Annotated in this window: 17 protein-coding genes, 1 pseudogene and 1 riboswitch; of the genes and pseudogenes, 8 read left to right on the top strand and 10 right to left on the bottom strand. The window is 73.2% G+C overall.

Annotated elements, in window-relative coordinates; translation table 11 throughout:
- Positions 1-24 precede the first annotated feature (24 nt).
- Positions 25-564, top strand: a complete 540-nt coding sequence (locus ABZ621_RS03685) for a PadR family transcriptional regulator (protein ID WP_360600305.1) — start codon at positions 25-27, stop codon at positions 562-564.
- Here the strand turns inward: ABZ621_RS03685 and ABZ621_RS03680 are convergent.
- The 5 genes from ABZ621_RS03680 to ABZ621_RS03660 form a co-directional block, all read right to left on the bottom strand.
- The gene (locus ABZ621_RS03680) at positions 552-1,775 is read right to left on the bottom strand and encodes a hypothetical protein (protein ID WP_360600303.1); all 1,224 of its coding nucleotides are present in this window, start codon (positions 1,773-1,775) and stop codon (positions 552-554) included. The two genes, ABZ621_RS03685 and ABZ621_RS03680, sit on opposite strands and share 13 nt — an antisense overlap.
- Before the next feature lie 61 nt (positions 1,776-1,836).
- On the bottom strand, positions 1,837-2,862 hold the full coding sequence (locus ABZ621_RS03675; RefSeq protein ID WP_360600301.1) for an NlpC/P60 family protein: 1,026 nt from the start codon (positions 2,860-2,862) through the stop codon (positions 1,837-1,839).
- A gap of 188 nt (positions 2,863-3,050) precedes the next feature.
- On the bottom strand, positions 3,051-4,097 hold the full coding sequence (locus ABZ621_RS03670) for an NlpC/P60 family protein (RefSeq protein ID WP_360600299.1): 1,047 nt from the start codon (positions 4,095-4,097) through the stop codon (positions 3,051-3,053).
- A 265-nt stretch (positions 4,098-4,362) separates the two neighbouring features.
- Entirely contained in the window at positions 4,363-5,727 is a 1,365-nt protein-coding gene (locus tag ABZ621_RS03665; protein ID WP_360600297.1) for an NYN domain-containing protein, read from the bottom strand.
- A gap of 34 nt (positions 5,728-5,761) precedes the next feature.
- Positions 5,762-6,004, bottom strand: a complete 243-nt coding sequence (locus ABZ621_RS03660) for a hypothetical protein (RefSeq protein ID WP_360600295.1) — start codon at positions 6,002-6,004, stop codon at positions 5,762-5,764.
- 160 nt (positions 6,005-6,164) lie between these two features.
- On the opposite strand from ABZ621_RS03660, the gene ABZ621_RS03655 reads away from it, so the two are divergent.
- From ABZ621_RS03655 to ABZ621_RS03625, 7 genes and pseudogenes are all read left to right on the top strand, one after another.
- Positions 6,165-6,899 (top strand): rhomboid family intramembrane serine protease, encoded by a 735-nt coding sequence (locus tag ABZ621_RS03655; RefSeq protein WP_360600293.1) that lies wholly within the window; start codon positions 6,165-6,167, stop codon positions 6,897-6,899.
- Positions 6,896-7,177, top strand: a complete 282-nt coding sequence (locus tag ABZ621_RS03650) for an Lrp/AsnC ligand binding domain-containing protein (protein ID WP_030758121.1) — start codon at positions 6,896-6,898, stop codon at positions 7,175-7,177. The genes ABZ621_RS03655 and ABZ621_RS03650 overlap by 4 nt, the downstream gene beginning before the upstream one ends.
- A gap of 80 nt (positions 7,178-7,257) precedes the next feature.
- Positions 7,258-7,554: a small hydrophilic protein gene (locus ABZ621_RS03645; protein ID WP_360600291.1), complete on the top strand. Its 297-nt coding sequence runs from the start codon at positions 7,258-7,260 to the stop codon at positions 7,552-7,554.
- A 59-nt stretch (positions 7,555-7,613) separates the two neighbouring features.
- On the top strand, positions 7,614-8,966 hold the full coding sequence (locus ABZ621_RS03640; RefSeq protein WP_360600809.1) for an ATP-binding protein: 1,353 nt from the start codon (positions 7,614-7,616) through the stop codon (positions 8,964-8,966).
- 2 nt (positions 8,967-8,968) lie between these two features.
- On the top strand, positions 8,969-9,628 hold the full coding sequence (locus ABZ621_RS03635; RefSeq protein ID WP_360600289.1) for a response regulator transcription factor: 660 nt from the start codon (positions 8,969-8,971) through the stop codon (positions 9,626-9,628).
- An 80-nt stretch (positions 9,629-9,708) separates the two neighbouring features.
- Positions 9,709-11,139 (top strand): SLC13 family permease, encoded by a 1,431-nt coding sequence (locus tag ABZ621_RS03630; protein ID WP_360600287.1) that lies wholly within the window; start codon positions 9,709-9,711, stop codon positions 11,137-11,139.
- Positions 11,136-12,284 (top strand): annotated as a pseudogene (locus tag ABZ621_RS03625) (glycerate kinase); the annotation flags it as partial. The gene ABZ621_RS03630 and the pseudogene ABZ621_RS03625, both read left to right, overlap by 4 nt.
- A gap of 13 nt (positions 12,285-12,297) precedes the next feature.
- On the opposite strand, the gene ABZ621_RS03620 reads toward ABZ621_RS03625, so the two are convergent.
- The 5 genes from ABZ621_RS03620 to ABZ621_RS03600 all read right to left on the bottom strand — a co-directional run bounded on the left by ABZ621_RS03620 (position 12,298) and on the right by ABZ621_RS03600 (position 18,820).
- Positions 12,298-13,734, bottom strand: a complete 1,437-nt coding sequence (locus tag ABZ621_RS03620) for an aminotransferase class V-fold PLP-dependent enzyme (RefSeq protein ID WP_360600285.1) — start codon at positions 13,732-13,734, stop codon at positions 12,298-12,300.
- Between the two features lie 207 nt (positions 13,735-13,941).
- Positions 13,942-14,058: riboswitch (SAM riboswitch) on the bottom strand.
- 86 nt (positions 14,059-14,144) lie between these two features.
- Positions 14,145-15,209, bottom strand: a complete 1,065-nt coding sequence (gene trpD, locus ABZ621_RS03615; RefSeq protein WP_360600283.1) for an anthranilate phosphoribosyltransferase — start codon at positions 15,207-15,209, stop codon at positions 14,145-14,147.
- Between the two features lie 130 nt (positions 15,210-15,339).
- Entirely contained in the window at positions 15,340-16,965 is a 1,626-nt protein-coding gene (locus ABZ621_RS03610) for a cytochrome bc complex cytochrome b subunit (protein WP_360600281.1), read from the bottom strand.
- Positions 16,962-18,014 carry a Rieske 2Fe-2S domain-containing protein gene (locus ABZ621_RS03605; protein WP_360600279.1) on the bottom strand — a complete coding sequence of 351 codons (1,053 nt, stop codon included), beginning with the start codon at positions 18,012-18,014 and terminating at the stop codon, positions 16,962-16,964. Before ABZ621_RS03605 ends, ABZ621_RS03610 begins: the two co-directional genes overlap by 4 nt.
- Positions 18,011-18,820: a c-type cytochrome gene (locus tag ABZ621_RS03600; protein WP_360600277.1), complete on the bottom strand. Its 810-nt coding sequence runs from the start codon at positions 18,818-18,820 to the stop codon at positions 18,011-18,013. Before ABZ621_RS03600 ends, ABZ621_RS03605 begins: the two co-directional genes overlap by 4 nt.
- Positions 18,821-18,851 lie beyond the last annotated feature (31 nt).

Raw genomic sequence — 18,851 nt, 5'->3', positions numbered from 1 at the left:
ACAAGCACGAGGGGAGGACGACCGGTGCTGGAGCTGTCGATCCTGGGCTTCCTGTACGGGCGGCCGCTGCACGGGTACGAGCTGAAGGAGCGCATCCGGGCGCTGAGCGGCCACGTCCGCCCGGTCAGCGACGGCGCCCTCTACCCGGCGATCAACCGGCTGGTCGACAAGGGCCTGGTGGAGAGCCGCACCGAGCCCGGCACCAGCGCCGCGCCCCGCCGCACCCTCTCGCTCACCCCCGGGGGCCGCGCCGCCCTGCTGGCCCGGCTGCGCTCCCCCAAGGACGTCGAGATCACCGACGGCCAGCGCTTCTTCACCCTGCTGACCTTCCTCGGCCTGCTGCCCGACCCGGCCGAGCAGGCCGCCGTCCTGCGCCGCCGGCAGGCCTTCCTGCTGACCCCGGCCAGCTTCTTCTACGAGGACGGCGCCCCGGCCACCGTCGAGGCGGAGCCCGACCTCTTCCGCCGCGGCATGCTCCGCGTCGCCCGCGCGACCGGCACCGAGGAGAAGGCCTGGCTCGCCGAGGCCCTCGCCGAACTCGACGCGCGCGCTCAGCCGAGCTGATCGCGCAGATACTCCCGCCACTGAGCGGTGAATCGTTCCGGCGTCGTCTCCAGGACCTTCTGCAGGGCGTTCTCCACCGCTCCCTCCCGCCCCGGGTGGGCGCCCACCTCCCGGTAGAAGGCGGTGAGGCGGTCCTCGCCCCAGCGGTCGGCGATCATCGCGCAGGCGAGCCAGCCGCTCTCGTAGGCGCGGGCCAGGGCCTCGCCGTCGCCCCCGAAGCCGAAGTCGGCGTCCTCGGGGAGCGCGGCGGGCGGATGCCCGGCCCGCACCGCCCGGCGCAGCTCGGGGGCGGCCTCGGCGGGGGTGCGGCCGGTGCCCCGGTAGGCGGCCCAGTCGGCGAAGCCCTCGGAGAGCCAGACCGGGGTGGCCGGCGAGGTGTGGGCGCGGGTGGCGACGTGGACGGTCTCGTGGGTGAGGATCAGCTGCCGGCCGAAGTCGCCGAGCACCGCGTACGCCTCCGGGTTGACGATCACCCGCTCCGCGGGCGCGTCCGGCCGGCGCCCGGTCTCGCCGGTGGTGACGGCCGCTATCCCCCGGTACTGCGAGCCGTCCACCGCGAGCAGCCCGCCCATGTCGTCGAGCGAGGCGGGGACGAGGACGAGGACCCGGCGGGCCCAGCCGGGGCTCCAGACCGCGTCGGCGGCGGGCACCGCCCGGTCGGCGAGCCGGGCGATCTCGGCGAGCCGCCGCCGGTCCTGGCCGACGCCGAGGACGAGGGAGCGGGCGCCGCGCACCGCGGTGACCTCGCCCTGCTCCCAGAGCCGCACCGGGGCGCCCTCGGCCGGCCGCTCCCCGGTCACGTACCAGCGCCCGTCCCGCTCGGCGAGGTCGACGAGCCGGTCGGCGGCGAGCGGCCCGGGGTCGTATCCCGCGACGCGGTGGCCGCGCTCGACGCGGGCGGTGAGCCGGCCCTCGCCGGTCCGGTCGACGCCGGTGACGCGGTAGGACCAGTCGGCGAGCGGGACGGCGGCGAGCCTGCGGAACTCGGTGCGGGCGGCGGCGCTGTACGAGGGGGCGACGGCCGCCAGCCAGGCGGTCTCGTCCCGGTCGAGGAGGGCCTCGGCGTGCCGGTCGAGCAGGGCCCGCACCTCGCGGAGGGCCGGGTCGGCGGGGCGGGCGGCGGTGGAGCAGCCGACGAGCGCGGCGAGGGCGAGGAGGAGGGCGAGCAGCGCCGCTCCCGGCCGTCGCGCTCCGCACCCCTGTTCCACCACGCATCAGATGGTACGGAAGGGTGACGGGGTCACGCCTCCCGGAGCCGGGCGGCAGGCGGCCTCAGGGCCGGGTCACCGTCACGTTCGACATCATGTTCACCGGGTCGTAGCGGACCCGGGCGCCCGGGTAGGGGGCGTGGATGACCTGCCCGTTCCCGGCGTAGATGGCGACGTGGCTGGCGTCGCCCCGGTACGTGACGAGGTCGCCGGGCTGCGCCTGCGAGAGCGGCACCTGCCGGCCCGCGTGCCGCTGGGCGGCCGAGGTGCGCGGCAGGCTGATCCCGGCCTGCCGGTACGACCAGACCATCAGCCCCGAGCAGTCGAAGGCGGTCGGGCCGGTCGCGCCCCAGACGTACGGCTTGCCGACGGCGCTGCGGGCGGCGAGCACCGCGGCGGCGGCCCGGGAGTCGGCCGGGCCGAGGTCGGCCGGCGGCGGCAGCTCCTCGCCGGGGCCGCCGGCCCGCCCGCCGGAGCGGGAGGCCCGCTCGTAGTCGGCGCGCTCGGCGGCGGTCAGGGAGGCGAGGATCCGGCGGGCCTCGGCGAGCTTGCGCTCCACGGACCGCTTGTGGCGGGCCACCTCGGCGCGGCTGCGCTCCAGCTCGGCGAGGGCGGCCCGGCCCTCGGCACGCTCCTGGTCCAGGCGGTGGCGCTCCTGCCGGAGCTCGGTGAGGGCGGCGGTCTGCCGGGCGGTGACCCGGTCGAGGACGGAGGCCCGGTCGAGGTAGCTGTCCGGGTCGGAGGAGAGCAGCAGGTCGAGGGTGGGGTCGAGGCCGCCGGAGCGGTACTGGGCGCCGGCGAGCGCGCCGAGCGCGCCCCGCATCCGGTTGATGCGCTCCTGGCCGCGGGCGAGGCTGTCCTGGGCCTGCCCGACCTTGCGGCGCAGCGCGTCGGCCTTCTCGTCGGCCCGGTTGTAGCCCTCGGTGGCGCGCTCGGCCTCCTCGTAGAGCCGGTCGACCCTGGCGCGGGTGGCCTCGGTGCCGGCACCCGGGTCGGCGCTCGCGGGGACGGCGCCGAGGGAGGCCGCCGCGGTGGCCGCGGCGGCGGCGGTCAGGACGGTGACCCGGGCGGGTCGGCGGTGGGAGGCCACGGCTCGCGCTCTTTCGTTCGGCTCGTGCGGACTGGCGCGGCAGACAGTAGCCGGTCCCCCCGCCCTGTCCAACGAAGGCGCCGGGCACACAAAATGACGCCCCGCCGGAGATCACAAGGTCACCGGCGGGGCGTCAGGTCAGCGGAGCGTGCGGCGAACCACCCGTTCGGGCGGCACGGCCGGGCGGGTCAGCCGCCGATGCGGACACCGAACTGGAAGGTGCCCATGTAGTTCATGGACTCGTAGCGGACCACGGCGCCCGGCTTGGGGGCGTGCAGGATCGTGTTGTTGCCCGCGTACAGGCCGACGTGCGACAGGCCGTTGAAGAAGACCAGGTCGCCGGGCTTGAGCTGGCTGCGGCCGATCTTCACGCCGTCGTTCTGCTGGGTGTACGTGGTGCGGGTGAGACCGGCGCCGGCCTGGCGGTAGGCCCACTGCGTCAGCCCGGAGCAGTCGTACGCGTTGGGGCCCTCGGCGCCGGAGACGTACGGCTTGCCGAGCTGGGTGGCGGCGGCGGAGAGGGCGGCGGCGCCGAGGCCGCTGGCCGGGGCCTCGTTGCCGAGGTCGAGGCGGGGGGCGGCGGCGCGGGAGGCGCGCTCGGCCTCGGCGCGCTCCTGCTGCTGGATGCGGGCGCGCTCCTCGGCGGTGAGGGTGTTGAGGAGCGTGCGGGCGTCGGCGAGCTTGCCCTGGATCTTCTTCTTCTTCTCGGCGAGCGTCTTGCGGACGTCCTCGAGGTCGCCGAGCTTGGCGGTGGCCTCGGCGCGCTGCTGGGCGAGGGTGCGCTGCTTGTCCTGGATGGAGGCGAGGACGTCGGCCTGCTGGTCGGTCACCCGGCCGATGGCGGAGGCCTTGTCCAGGTAGTCGTCCGGGTTCGAGGAGAGGAAGAGCTGGATCGCCGGGTCGATGCCGCCGGAGCGGTACTGGGCGCTGGCGACCGAACCGATCTGGTCCCGGAGGGTGTTCAGCTCCTGCTGACCACGGGCCACCCGGTCCTGGATCTGGCCGATCTCCTTCTGCAGCTTGCCGCGGCGCTCCTCGGCCAGGCTGTGCTGCTCCGTGGCCTCCTCGGCCTCGTGGTAGAGCTTGTCGACCTTCGACTTGACCTCGTCGATCTTCGGCTTGGGGGCCGCCTGGGCTCCGGTCTGGGCGGAGAACGCGACGGCGGCGGCCGCGGTCGCGGTGAGCACGGTCACACGGGTGCGGCTCGGCTGCTTGGGTCGACGGTGGGACGCCACGAAGGCGAGCTCCTTCTTCCTCGAGCCGCCCGGCCGGTCAGGGGCAGGCGGTTCCTCCACGGACCGCCCTGATGGGTGATCAACCGCGCGAAGGTTCGAGCCCCGACCCTAGTGACCAAGTTGTGATCAGTTCAAATCCCGCTGGCAAAAAACTCGCTCACGCACCACTTTATTTACGCGCATCACACCGCCTGTGACGGGCATTTGACGGATTGCCGTCCAGAAATCGGGCATAGGGCCCAAGAGTTGCGAGCCGGGCGAGTCGTTACGAGAGGCGCGAAAGCCGCTTGAGGAGCAGAGCCGACGCCACCGGCCGCGCACCGGCCTTCGCGACGCCGTCCGCGACCTCGCGGTCGGTGGAGACCACCACGACGGGCCGGCCCGGCGGTTCCGCCCGCACCAGCTGGCGGATCAACTCGTCGGCCGTGACCCCGGGCTTGGAGAACAGCACCCGCACCCCGCGCGGCGGCGCGAGGAGCACCGGCGCGGCCAGCTCGGCCCCGTCGAAGACACAGGTGACCTCGGCGCCCGAGCGGGCCGCGAGGGCGGAGAGCCCGCCGAGCAGCCGCAGGCGCTGCTTCTCCAGCGGCATCGTCGGGTAGCCGGTCTTGGTGACGTTGTAGCCGTCGACGACGAGATGGGTCTGCGGCAGCTCCAACAGCTGGTCGAGCAGGGCCGGATCGGTCTCCGACAGGGCGCGGGCCGCGATGTCCTTCGGGGACATCCGCCCCGGCTCCACCGCGTCCACGGTGTCCGCCGGGTGCACCGACACCGGCGGCAGGGCCAGTTCGCGCCGGAGCCCCTGGGCCGCGTCGAGGACGGTGTCGAGCAGCAGCCGCAGCCGCATGTCCTCCACAGAGCGTCCCTCGCGGGCGGCCCGGCGGCTCGCCTCCAGGGCCGCCTCGACCTCGCCGAGCCGGGCCTTGAGCCGCCGCGACTCGCTCTCGGCGGCGGAGACCTGTGCGGCCGACTCGGAGCGGGCCGCCTCGATCTCGCCCTGGGCGCGCCGCAGCGCCGCCTCGCCGCGCTTGACGTCGCTCTGGGCGCTGCGCAGCTTGCGGTGAAGCGATTCGGCTTCCTTGCGGGCGGACTCCAGGTCGTGGCGCAGCTGTTCGGTCTCGTCCCGGGTCCGCTCGCGGGCGGCGGCCAGCTCCTCGCGGAGCCGCTCCAGTTCGCGCCGGCCGGCCTCGTCGGCCCGCTCGGCGTCGGCGCGCTGGACCTCCTCGCCGGCGGCGGCCACCAGCTTGACCCAGCCGGGCGGGCGGAGCACGTACGCCGCCGCGGCCACGTCGACGGGATCGGCGGCGGCGGGCGGGGTGCCGCCCTCCACGGCCTCGGCCAGCTCGGGCTGGGCCTGCTTGAACCGTTCGCCGATGCGCTGGCGGAAGAGCGGATCGCCCTCCAGGGCCGCGGCCATCGCGTTGCCGGCGAACTTGGCGCGCCGGCTGGCGGTGAAGCGGGCGTACTGACGGAGGGGGGCGGGCAGCTCGGCGACGGTGAGGCCGCCGAAGGCGTCGGCGACCAGCGCGATCACCCGCCGCCGTACCCCCTCCGGCAGGGGATGGTCGAGCGTCTCGGCAGCGTCACCTGCCGCGCCGGCCGGTTCGCCACCGTGCGCGGACTGCTCCACGATCCGTCACCCCTACTGTCGTCGGCGCCGTCCGTCAGGACTCGACGCCCGGCTTGTCCACCAGTTCGATCTGGTCCACCGCGTTGCACCACCGGCAGCGGACCGACTCGATGGTCTCACTGAGCACCTCGCGCTCCTCGACCTTGGGCTCCCCGGCGAGGTCCAGATGGACGTACTCGACGACCTTGGACGAGCGCGTCACGTCGAAGCGGGTCAGGTTGCCGCACAGGGTGCAGCGCCAGCGGGTCTCCTCGGTCGGCAGGGGAACCGTCGTCATGGTGCCGTCCTTCTTCCTGTCGTGGTGGTACCAGGTACGGGAGCCGCGGTGCGCCGTCGGACTGCGGTGCTCGATCCCGTAACCCTACGGCCTCACCGGACGGCGCCCGGCCCGGCGAGGCACTCTGTCCACTTCGTCCCTCTTGGGCCATGATCTGTCCATGATCGACTGGCGAGCCACGGCCCTGGGCGCCTATCGGGGCGTCCGGACCGGACCCACGGTGACCTACGGCCTGATCGCCGCCTGCTGTCTCCTCTTCATTGTCAGCCCGGTCTCCGGCCTGAACCCGTCGTACGGAACCGGGGACGAGGTGCTGGCGGCGCAGAGCGCGTACTTCCTGCGGTGGGGGGTGGTGCCGGCCGAACTGACCCGGGGCGAGCCGGGCTCCCTGCTCACGCCTTTCACCGCCCTCTTCGTGCACGGCGGCTGGCTCCACCTGCTCGGCAACATGCTCTTCCTGTGGGTCTTCGGGGCGATGGCCGAGGAGCGGATGGGGCACGTCGAGTTCGCCCTCTTCTACCTGGGCACCGGCTACCTCGCCCTGCTCGGCTACGCGGTGGCGCACGCCGACAGCGAGCAGACCCTGGTCGGGGCCTCCGGCGCGATCTCGGCGGTGCTCGGGGCCTTCCTCTTCCTCTTCCCCCGCTCCCGGGTGACGAGCCTCTTCCCCTTCCTCTTCTTCCTGCCGCTGCGCTTCCCGGCCTGGGCGGTGCTCGTCTTCTGGTTCACGCTCCAGTGGCTGGCCGCGCGGGCCGCGGGCGCGGGCCCCGGGGTCGCCTATCTGGCCCACGTCGTGGGCTTCTCGGTCGGCTTCCTCTACGCCTGGGTGAGGTTCCGGGGTGGGGATAGAGTGAAAACCCCAGCAGCGGCGACCGAGGGAGACAGCCAGCCGTGATCACCGCGATCGTCCTCATCAAGACCAGCGTGGACCGCATCCCCGAGATCGCGGAGTCGATCGCCGCGCTCGACAACGTCAGCGAGGTCTTCTCGGTGACCGGTACGTACGACCTCATCGCGATGGTCCGGGTGCCGCGCCACGACGACCTGGCCGAGGTCATCCCCGGCCGGATCAGCAAGATCCCGGGCGTCGAGGGCACCGACACCCACGTCGCCTTCCGGACGTACTCGCAGCACGACCTGGAGGCGGCCTTCGCCATCGGCCTGGAGTCCTGAGCCGGGACCCGACGCCCGGGTGAAGGAATCCTCATCCGGGCTTCATCCCGGGCCGCGCCCGCGCGCCCGACCCTGGCGGCATGTCCTTCACCCACCGCATGGCCGGACTCGTCGCCGTCGTCGCCGTCCCGCTCGGGATCGCCGCGACCAGCTACGCGCTGACCGACGCGCCGGAGGCGCCGCGCGTCCCGCCCGCCGTCCACCTCTCCACCCCGCCGACGGCGACCGCGCCGACACCCGGCGCGCCGGCACCCGCCGTGAGCGCGCCGGCCGCGCCCACCGCCCCCGCGGCCCCGTCGAACCCGCCGCCCTCCGACTCCGTCGTGCCCGGGCCCTCCGCCACGGGCGGCGACGACGATGACGACGATCACGAGTGAAGCGCACCGAACACCGTCTCTCCGCCCGGGTCCGCATCCTGCTCTGGCTGCTGCTCGTCATGGCGGTCGCGCTGGCCGCGGTCGCCGTGGTGACCCGCACCCTGCTGCTGCGCGACGCCGACCACCGCATCAACCAGCTGCTCACCCAGGAGACCGGGGAGTTCGCCAACTTCGTGGCCCAGGGCGTCGACCCGGACACCGGACGGCGCTTCACCGACCCCGAGGCGCTGCTGCGGGTCTTCCTCCAGCGCCAGTACTCCGACCCGGACGAGGAGCTGCTCGGTCTGGTCGGCACCGGCGGGCCCGGCCCCCAGGTCGTCCGGCAGTCCCGTGACCTGCCGAGCGCGCTGCCGCTCCACCGCGACCGGCCCGCGCTGGACGCCATCGCCGCCGCCCCGGAGCCCTGGGGCCGGATCGACCGCGGCCGGGGCGAGGTGCGGTGGGCGAAGGTGCCGATCGAGACCGGCGGTCCGCCGTCCGCCTTCGTCGTCGCCTTCCACGCCGACCGGGAGCAGGCCATCGCCGACGAGGCGTTCCGCATCCTGCTCGCCATATCCGGGGTGGCGCTGCTGCTGACCACCGGCATCGGCTGGGTGGTGGCGGGCCGCATCCTCGCCCCCGTACGGCTGGTGCGGACGACCGCCGCCGAACTGACCGAACGGGACCTCACCCAGCGGATCCCGGTGCGGGGCAAGGACGACGTCGCCGCGCTCGCCGAGACCTTCAACGCGATGCTCGACCGGCTGGAGCGGGCCTTCGCGGGCCAGCGGCAGTTCGTCGACGACGCCGGGCACGAGCTGCGCACCCCCATCACCATCGTCCGCGGCCATCTGGAGCTGATGGGGGACGATCCGGCCGAGCGGGCGGAGACGGTCCGGATCGTCACCGACGAGCTGGACCGGATGAGCCGGATCGTCGAGGACCTGCTGCTGCTCGCCAAGGCCGAACGGCCCGACTTCGTGCGGACCGCGCCGGTGCAGCTCGGCGAGCTCACCGCCGACGTCTTCGTGAAGGCGCGGGCGCTCGGCGAACGCGACTGGGTGCTCGACGCGGTGGCCGACCGGGAGGCCACGCTCGACGCCCAGCGGATCACCCAGGCGATGGTGCAGCTCGCCCAGAACGCCGTCCAGCACACCGTGCCGGGCGGGCGGATCGCGATCGGCTCGCGGGCCGCCGCCGGCCGGATCGAGCTGTACGTCGCCGACCGCGGCCCCGGCGTCCAGGAGCGGGACGCCGCCGTGATCTTCGAGCGCTTCCGCCGGGGCACCGCCCGCCGCGGGGCCCGCACCAGCGGTGCCGGGCTCGGCCTCGCCATCGTCCGGGCCATCGCCGAGGGGCACCGGGGCGGGCGGGTCGAGCTCCGCCCCACCGAGGGCGGCGGGGCCACTTTCGTACTTGTCTTCGAGGAGTGACCATGAATCGCGTGCTGATCGCCGAGGACGAGGAGCGCATCGCCTCCTTCGTCGAGAAGGGCCTCCGCGCCAACGGCTTCACCACCTCCGTCGCCGCCGACGGCGACACCGCGCTCGCCCGGGCGCTCACCGGCGGCTTCGACCTGATGGTCCTGGACATCGGACTGCCCGGCCGGGACGGCTTCACCGTCCTGCGGGAGCTGCGCGAGGCCCGGGTGACCCTGCCCGTCCTCGTCCTGACGGCCCGCGACTCCGTCCGGGACACCGTGGCCGGCCTGGAGGGCGGCGCCGACGACTGGATGACCAAGCCCTTCCGCTTCGAGGAGCTGCTCGCCCGGATCCGGCTGCGGCTGCGCACCGCCGCCCGCGCCCCCGAGGTCACCGTGCTCCGCAGCGGCGACCTCGGCCTGGACCTGCGCACCCGGCGGGCCCGCGCCGGGGAGCGGACGGTGGACCTGACCGCCCGTGAGTTCGTCCTCCTGGAGCTGTTCCTGCGCCACCCGGGGCAGGTGCTCTCACGGGAACAGATCCTCTCCCACGTCTGGGGGTACGACTTCGACCCCGGCTCCAACATCGTGGACGTCTACGTGCGGGCGCTGCGGAAGAAGCTGGGCGCCGAACGCCTGGAGACGGTACGGGGCATGGGCTACCGGATGCCCTGACGCGCCCGGTCCGGGGTGCGTGAACCTTCCTTCATGGAGGGCTCATCCCCGGCTCACCGGCCGCCCGGAGGGTGGTTCCCGTGAACCTCTCCCTCCGCCAGACGGTCTGGCTCTGCCTCGCGCTCGGTGTCTGCGCGGTGCTCGCCGTCCCCGGCACGGCACCCGGCCTGGACGGCGGGGCCCGGCTGACCCTGGCCGTCTTCGCCCTCGCCACCTGCGCCTGGATCGCCGCCCCCGTCGACGACACCTATGTCGCGCTCGGTGCCGGGCTCGCCCTCACCGTCACCGGGGTGATCAGCGCCGACACCCTCTTCGCCACCCTCGGCGACGCCACCGTCTGGCTGCTGATCTGCGCCTTCGTCCTCGCGGCCGCGGTGACCAGGACCGGGCTCGCCGGCCGCGCGGCCGCCTTCCTCGTCACCGGCGCCGGCTCCGTACGCGGGCTGGTCCACCTCACCACCGCCGCGCTGGTCGTCACCTCCTTCGCGGTCCCGGCCACCTCCGGGCGCGCCGCCCTCGCCCTGCCGGTCTTCCTCGCCCTCGCCAAGGCGCTGGCCGGCCGGCGCCGGCTCGTGGTCATGCTGGCCCTGCTCTTCCCCACCGTCATCCTGCTGTCGGCCGTCGCCACCCTGATCGGCGCGGGCGCCCACCTCATCACCGTCGGGGTCCTCCTGGAACAGACCGGCGAGGGCATCGGCTTCGCCCGCTGGCTGGTCCTCGGCCTGCCGCTCGCCGTCACCGCCTCCCATCTGGCGGCGGAGGCGGTGCTGCTCACCACCACCCGCCGCGAGGACCGGCGGGAGCCCGTACGGATCACCGTCGCCGCCCTCCAGGAGCACTCCCCCACCCCGGTGTCGGGACCGCTCACCGCGCCCGAGCAGCGCTGCCTGCTGCTGCTCTGCACGGTGGTGGTGCTGTGGTGCGCCGAGCCGCTGCACGGGGTCTCGCCGGCCGTGGTCGCGCTGATCGGCGCGGTCGTCGCCTCCACCCCCGCGCTCGGCACCGTCCGGATGAAGGACGGGCTGAAGGCGGTGCCCTGGCCGATGCTGCTCTTCATGGCGGCGACCACCGCGATGGGCGTCGCCCTCGTCGACTCCGGCGCGGCCGGGTGGCTGGTCGGCGGGATGCCGGCCGGGCTGGCCCCGTGGGTCTTCCTCGCCGCCGTCGTCGCCGTGAGCACCGCCGCCCACCTGGTGCTCCAGTCCCGCTCGGCCCGCTCCTCGGTCCTGGTGCCGCTGGTGGTGGCCGCGGCGGTGGGCGCCGGGGTCAACCCGGTGGCCGCCGCGCTCGCCTCCACCGCCGCCGCCGGCTTCTGCCAGACGCTGCCCGCCTCGGCGAAACCCGTCGCCCTCTTCGCCGAACCACCGGACGGCGTCCCCACCTTCACCCCCCGTGACCTGCTGCGGCTCTCCGCCGTACTCGCCCCGCTCAGCGCCGCCCTGGTGCTGTTCTTCGCCCTCGTCGTCTGGCCGCCGCTCGGCGTGCCCGTCCTCCTGGAGTCCCAGCCGTGAGCCTGCACATCGCCGTCGCCCCCAGCGGTTTCAAGGAGTCCCTGTCCGCGCCCGAGGCCGCCGAGGCCATCGCCGAAGGGCTGCGCCGGGTCCGCCCGGACGCCGTCGTCGACCTGATCCCGCTGGTCGACGGCGGGGAGGGGACGGCCCGGGCGCTGGCCGCCGCGACCGGGGGCAGGCTGCTGCCGCGGGTCGCGACGGGCCCCCTCGGCCACCCGGTGAGGACCCACTTCGCGCTCCTCGACGACTCCTCCGCGGTGGTCGAGATGGCGGCCGTCGCGGGCCTCTCCCTGGTGCCGGCCGACCGGCGCGACCCGGGCGCCACCACCACCTACGGGGTGGGGGAACTGATCCGGGCCGCGCTCGACGCCGGGGTCCGCCGCATCCTGGTCGGCTGCGGCGACTCCGGCACCTCGGACGGCGGAGCGGGTGCGCTCCAGGCCCTCGGCGCCCGGCTCCTGGACGCCGAGGGAGTCGAACTCCCCCTGGGGGGTGCCGCGTTGGCACGGCTCAACCGGATCGACCCGGCCGGGCTCGATCCGCGGCTCGCGGCCGCCGAGCTGCTCGTGGCCTGCAATCCGTACAACGTGCTCCGCGGCGAGCGGGGCGTGGCCCGGGTCTTCGGCCCGCAGAAGGGCGCCGGCCCGGAGCGCGTCGAGGAGCTGGCCGCGGCCCTGGACCACTGGGCCGCCCTGCTCGTGCGGGACCTGGGCGCGCCCGCCGGGATCGGTACGGCTCCGGGGTCCGGGGCCTCCGGCGGGCTCGGCGCGGGACTCGCCGCGCTCGGCGCCCGGCTGCTCCCCCGCTTCGAGGTGCTGCTCGACCACGTCGACCTGGACGCCCGGCTGGCCCGCGCCGACCTGGTGATCACCGCGGAGGGCGCCCTGGACGGTCAGACCGTGCGGGGCAAGGTCCCGGCCGAGGTGGCGCGCCGGGCCAGGGCCCACGGGGTGCCGGTGCTCGCCCTGGCCGGGACGCTCGGCCAGGGCGCCCACGAGGTGCGGGCGGCGGGGGTCGACGCGTACGGCTCGATCCTGCCGGCCCCGGTGGCCCTGACCGAAGCCCTGGACCGGGGGGCCGAGTTCCTGGCGGACGCGGCCGAACGCGCCCTGCGCATGGTCCTGTTGGGCACCCGGCTGGCGGCCTGAGCCGGCCGGGTCAGCCGCGGTCGGGCACGCAGCGGCCGTCCTCCGTGCGGTACTTCCACTGGGCGCCGTCGCGGACGAGCTCCTTCACGGCGCCGACGAAACGCTCGACGTGCTCGTCCGGCGTGCCGGCGCCGAAGCTGACCCGGATGGCGTTGAGGGAACGCTCCCCCGGCGCGGCCGGCTCGGGGGCGCCGCACTCGCCCGGGTCCTGCGGGTCGGAGCCGAGGAGGGTGCGCACCAGCGGGTGGGCGCAGAACAGGCCGTCGCGGACGCCGATGCCGTACTCGGCGGAGAGGGCGGCGGCGAAGTGGGAGCTGTTCCAGCCCTCGACCACGAAGGAGATGACGCCGACGCGCGGCGCGTCGTCGCCGAAGAGGGAGAGGACGCGGACCTCGGGGACCTCGGCGAGCCCGGCGCGGACGGTGTCGATGAGGTGCTGCTCGCGGGCGACGAGGGTGTCGAAGCCGGCCTCGGTGAGCGCCTTGCAGGCGGAGGCGATGGAGTAGACGCCGATGACGTTCGGGGAGCCGGCCTCGTGGCGGGCGGCGGTGGTGTGCCACTCGACGTCCACGCCGCCGTCGGCCCGGCGGGCCACCGTGCGGGAGGCGCCGCCGCCGGCCAGGTACGGCTCGGCGGCCTGGAGCCAGTCGGCGCGGCCCGCGAGGACGCCGGAGCCGAAGGGCGCGTACAGCTTGTGTCCGGAGAAGGCGACCCAGTCGACGTCCAGGTCCTTCACGGAGACCGGGTGGTGGGGGGCGAGCTGGGCGGCGTCGAGGACGATCCGGGCGCCGTGCGCGTGGGCGGCGGCGGCGAGTTCGCGCACCGGCCACAGCTCGCCGGTCACGTTGGAGGCGCCGGTGACGCAGACCAGGGCCGGGCCGTAGGGGTCGCGGTCGGCGAGGGCCCGCTCCAGGGTCTCGACGGCCTGGGCGGGGGTGCGCGGGGCGTTGAGGTACGTCACCTGGGCGTCGCGCCAGGGCAGCAGGGAGGCGTGGTGCTCGGTCTCGAAGACGAAGACCTGGCAGTCGGCGGGGACGGCCTGGGCGAGCAGGTTGAGCGAGTCGGTGGTGGAGCGGGTGAAGACGACCTGGTCGCCGTCGCGGCAGTCGAGGAAGGCGGCGACGGTGGCGCGGCTCTGCTCGAAGAGGTCGGTGGAGAGCTGGGAGAGGTAGCCGGCGCCCCGGTGCACGCTGCCGTAGTACGGGGCGTAGGCGGCGACGTCGTCCCAGACGCGCTGGAGGGCGGGGGCGCTGGCCGCGTAGTCGAGGGCCGCGTAGGTCACCTCGCCGCCGGTGACGAGCGGGACGGTGACGTCCCGGCCGAGCACGGGCAGCGGCCCGGTGCAGCAGGCGTCGGCGGACTCGGCGGAGGAGGAGGTCTCGACGGAGGCGGAGGTCTCGACGGAGGCGGAGGCGGTGTCGGCGGCGGTGTTCGGGCATGCGGACATGGCGGTATCTCCCGGCGGTACAGGCGAGTGGCGTGAAGGACCCGCAGGGCGACGCGAACCGGCGTACCGCATACGGGTGTCGACCTCGACGCACGGCGACGCGAGGGGGCCGTACGGAGGGTGGGAAGAAGGGGCCGGAGGCCCTAACGCATTCGCTTGCTCACGAGACCGCTCCCTCGAGGACCAGGACCCCAGGGATGGCGCAGGGGTCCGCGCTTGCCGAGGACCTTGCTGTCCACGGCCTGGTCTTCACCCGGGGCACCCCGCCACGGACGGAGGGTTGCCGGACAGCCAGCCGGGGCTTGAGGGCTGTCACTCATGACCTGTCGCCGAACGTATGCCACCGCTCGCGGTCCGCGCAACCCCGTCCGCATTCCGGAACGGGTGTCGCGCGGACCGCGGCGGGCGGCTCAGGCGTTGCTGGCGGCGATCCAGCGGTCCAGGGCCGCGCGGGCGGCCCCGGAGTCGATCGACTCGGCGGCCCGCGCCATCCCGGCCCGCAGCTGCTCCGCGAGGGTGCCCTCGCCGGGCTCCAGGGCGGTGAGCGCCGCCGCCGCGTTGAGCAGCACCGCGTCCCGTACGGGACCGGTCTCGCCGGCCAGGAGCCGGCGGGCCACATCGGCGTTGAAGGAGGCGTCGGCGCCGCGCAGCGCCTCCAGGGGCGCGTAGTCGATGCCGGCGTCCTTCGGGTCGAAGACCTCCTCGCGGACGGCGCCGTCCCGGACCACCCACACCCGGGAGGTGCCGGTGATGGTCAGCTCGTCCAGGCCGTCGTCGCCGCGGAAGACCAGGGCCGAGTTCCCGCGCTCGGCGAAGACCCCGGCGACGATCGGCGCCATCCGCGGGTCGGCGACGCCGACGGCCTGGGCGCGGACCCGGGCCGGGTTGGTGAGCGGGCCGAGCACGTTGAAGGTGGTGCGGATGCCGAGCTGGCCGCGGGCGGCGGCGACGTGCCGGAGAGAGGGGTGGAACTTCACCGCGAAGCAGATGGTGATGCCGGCCTCCTCGGCGACCTCGGCGACCCGCGCCGGGGTGAGGCCGAGGTTGATGCCGAGCTTCTCCAGGACGTCGGAGGAGCCGGAGGCGGAGGAGGCGGCGCGGTTGCCGTGCTTGACGACCTTCGTGCCGGTGCCGGCGACGACGATCGAGGCCATCGTGGAGATGTTGACGGTCTTGGCGCCGTCGCCGCCGGTACCGACGATGTCGACGGCCGGTCCGGGCACCTCGATGGTGTTGGCGTGCGCGTACATCGTCCGGACCAGCCCGCTGATCTCCTCGACGGTCTCGCCCTTGGCCCGCAGCGCCACCATGAAGCCGGCGATCTGGGCGTCGGTCGCCTCGCCGCTCATGATCAGGTCCATCGCCCAGGCGGTGTCGTCGGCGGAGAGGTTCTTCCCCTCCAGGAGGCCGTTCAGGAGGACGGGCCAGGAGCGGCCCGCCGTGGTAGGTCCTCCAGCGGGGGTCACAGCGCTCATGGCAGCTCCTGATGATCGTGCGTCGGATACGGGGTCCAGCCTATCGATCCGCGGGAACGGCAAAGAGCCCCGTCCATCGAATGGACGGGGCTCTCGCCGTGGCGACCTACATCAGGAGGTCAGGAGGGTCTCAGTGGTGGCCGTGGCCGCTCTGGATCTCCTTGTACTCCTCAAGGGTGGGCTTGGCGACCTGGTTGTCGTCGCCGTAGTAGCCCTTGTTGAGCTTGACCCGGAGCTTCTCCATCGCGCCGACCTTCCGCTGGACGCCGTTCTCGTCGACGGCCGGCGGCAGCGCGGCGGGCTCGTACTGCTCGTGCGCGGTGAGCTTGTACAGCTCGCCCTGGCTGAGCGGCTCGTGGACCTCGACGAACTCACCGTGCGGCAGGCGCTTGATGATGCCGGACTCGCGGCCGTGCAGCACCTTGTCCTTGTCCCGGCGCTGGAGGCCGAGGCAGATCCGCTTGGTGACGATGAACGCGATGACCGGGCCGACGAAGAAGAAGATCCGCACGAACCAGGTGATCGAGTTGATCGACAGGTGGAAGTGGGTCGCCCAGAGGTCGTTTCCACCACCGACGAGCATGATCATGTACGCGGTGATCCAGGCGACACCGAAGGCGGTGCGCGTCGGAGCGTTGCGCGGGCGCTGCGCGATGTGGTGCTCGCGCTTGTCGCCCGTGATCCAGGACTCGATGAACGGGTAGACCGCGATGGCCGCGAGGACCGCCGGGAAGATCGCCAGCGGGATCATCACGCCGAGGACCAGCGTGTGGCCCCACAGGTTGATCTCCCAGCCCGGCATGACACGGATCAGACCCTCGGCGAAGCCCATGTACCAGTCGGGCTGGGCGCCGGTGGACACCTGGTCCGGGCGGTACGGGCCGAGCGCCCAGATCGGGTTGATCGAGGCGACCGCGGCGATCACCGCGATGACGCCGAAGACCAGGAAGAAGAAGCCTCCGGCCTTCGCCATGTACACGGGGAGCAGCGGCATGCCGACGACGTTCTTGTTCGTCCGGCCGGGGCCCTCGAACTGCGTGTGCTTGTGGACGAACACCAGGATCAGGTGCGCGACCACCAGGCCCAGCATGATGCCGGGGAGCAGCAGCACGTGCGCCGAGTAGAACCGGGCGACGAAGTCGCCGCCGGGGAACTCGCCGCCGAAGAGGAACATCGACAGGTAGGTGCCGACGATCGGCACCGACAGGATCGCGCCCTGCATGAAGCGGACACCGGTGCCGGAGAGCAGGTCGTCCGGGAGCGAGTAACCGGTGAAGCCGGTGAACATGCCCAGGAAGAACAGCAGGAAGCCGAACAGCCAGTTGATCTCACGCGGCTTGCGGAACGCGCCGGTGAAGAAGACGCGCATCATGTGCACGAACATGCCGGCGAGGAAGATCAGCGCCGCCCAGTGGTGGATCTGCCGGATGAGCAGACCACCGCGCACCTCGAAGGAGATGTGCATGGTCGAGTTGAACGCCTCGGACATCAGCTGTCCCTGGAGCGGGACGTACGAGCCGGCGTACTCCACCTCGTTCATCGACGGGTGGAAGAACATCGTCAGATAGACGCCCGTCAGGATGATGATGAGGAAGCTGTAGAGGCAGATCTCGCCCAGCATGAAGGACCAGTGGTCCGGGAAGATCTTCCGCATGTTGGCCTTGGCCAGCGTGTAGATCCCCAGGCGGCCGTCGGCCCAGTCGGCGACCCGCTCACCGGCGGGCGCCTTCTTCTGCGTGTTGGTCACAGTGCTCATCCGCGCTCCCAGAATGCGGGACCGACGGGCTCGTCGAAGTCGCCGTGCGCTTCGAGGAAGCCCTTGTCGTTCACGCCGATCCGCAGCTGCGGGAGGGCGTGACCGGCCGGGCCGAAGATGACTCGGGCGCCGTCGGACAGGTCGAAGGTGGACTGGTGGCACGGGCAGAGCACGTGGTGCGTCTGCTGCTCGTACAGCGAGATCGGGCAGCCGACGTGGGTGCAGATCTTCGAGAAGGCGACGATGCCCTCGTGCGACCACTCGAGCTCGCGCTTGTCCTTGATGTCCTCCGGCTGAATCCGGACGATCATCAGGGCGGCCTTGGCGATCTCCACCTGGAAGTTGTGGTCGTGCTCCGAGAGGCCCTCGGGCATCGCGAAGGTCAGCGAACCGACGGCGACGTCCTCGGGACGCAGCGGCTCGTGCGTGTTCATGTTGATGAGCAGCTTGCCCTTGGCCCACAGCGTGGTGCGGAGCTTGCGCTCGGGCAGCGGACCCATGTCGCGCAGCAGCATGACTCCGGAGAGCGGCACCAGGGCCAGCGCGCCGAAGAGCGTGTTGCGGATGAGCTTGCGGCGGCCGAAGCCGGACTCGGCGGCACCGGCCGCGAAGTCCGCCATGACCTTCGCCTTGACCTCGGGCGTGGCCGCGATCGGGTGACGCTCGTCGGCGATCTCGACGTCGGACATGAGGGTACGGGCCCAGTGGACCGCACCCGCGCCGATGAAGAAGAGCGCGAGGCCGAGGGTCCAGCCGAGCGCGAAGTTGAGCGCGGACACGTGACCGAAGGGCCAGATGTACACGATCTTGTCGACCGGGAAGATCACGTACGAGGCGATGAAGCCGACGGTGGCCAGCATCGACAGCACGAACATGAAGGCGACGGCGCGCTCGGAGCGCCGGGCCGCCTTCTCGTCGATGTCCTGGACACGCGGCTTGTGGGGCGGAAGGCCCGGGTCGGCGAACGGGTTGTCCGCGACCTTCACCGCGCCGTGCGCGGTGTCCTGCCCTGCAGGCAGGTTCTCTTCTGGAATCTCTTGGGTACTCATGACTTCTTGGCCTTAGCGGTGTGGGCCGCGACCCAGATGGCAACTGCGATCAGCGCACCCAGACCGAAGATCCAGGCGAACAGGCCCTCGGAGACGGGGCCGAGGCCACCGAGCGACAGGCCGCCCGGGCTCGCGGTCTCGTCGCCGTTGACGGCCTTCACGTACGCGATGATGTCCTTCTTCTCCTTCTCCGGCATGGTGGTGTCCGGGAAGGAGGGCATGTTCTGCGGGCCGGTCTGCATGGCCTCGTAGAGGTGCTTCGGGCTGACGCCCTCAAGGGTCGGGGCGTACTTGCCGTGCGTCAGCGCGCCGCCCTCGCCGGTGAAGTTGTGGCACTGCGCGCAGTTGGTGCGGAACAGCTCGCCACCCTTCGCGATGTCGGCGCCCTCGGGGCTGTACTGGCCTTCGTTCGGCGTGGCCGGGCCGGCGCCGAGGGAGGCCACGTACGCCGCGAGCTGGTCGATCTCGGCCTGCGTGTAGATGACCTTCTTCTTCGGGACCTGGGCACCCGGCTGCTGCGCCGGCATACGGCCGGTGCCGACCTGGAAGTCCACGGAGGCGGAGCCCACGCCGACCAGGGACGGGCCGTCAGTGGTGCCCTGACCGCCGGTTCCGTGGCAGCTGGCGCAGCCGACGGAGTAGAGCTTCTTGCCCTCCTCGATGGCGAGGGACTGGGCGGTTTCATCGGCCTTCGCCGTGCCCGCGGGCGCGAACGCGGCGTACAGCCCCCCCGTGGCCGCCAGCGCGAGAAGTAGGACGACGACCGCCGCCAGCGGATGGCGTCGTCGTGCGGAGAGCTTTTTCACGGATTACCCCGGTGTCAGGATCTTCTGCGTC

The sequence above is a fragment of the Streptomyces sp. NPDC007863 genome (genome assembly GCF_040633895.1).
In the GTDB taxonomy this organism is placed as follows: domain Bacteria; phylum Actinomycetota; class Actinomycetes; order Streptomycetales; family Streptomycetaceae; genus Streptomyces.
This window is presented reverse-complemented; position numbering and strand designations above follow the sequence as displayed.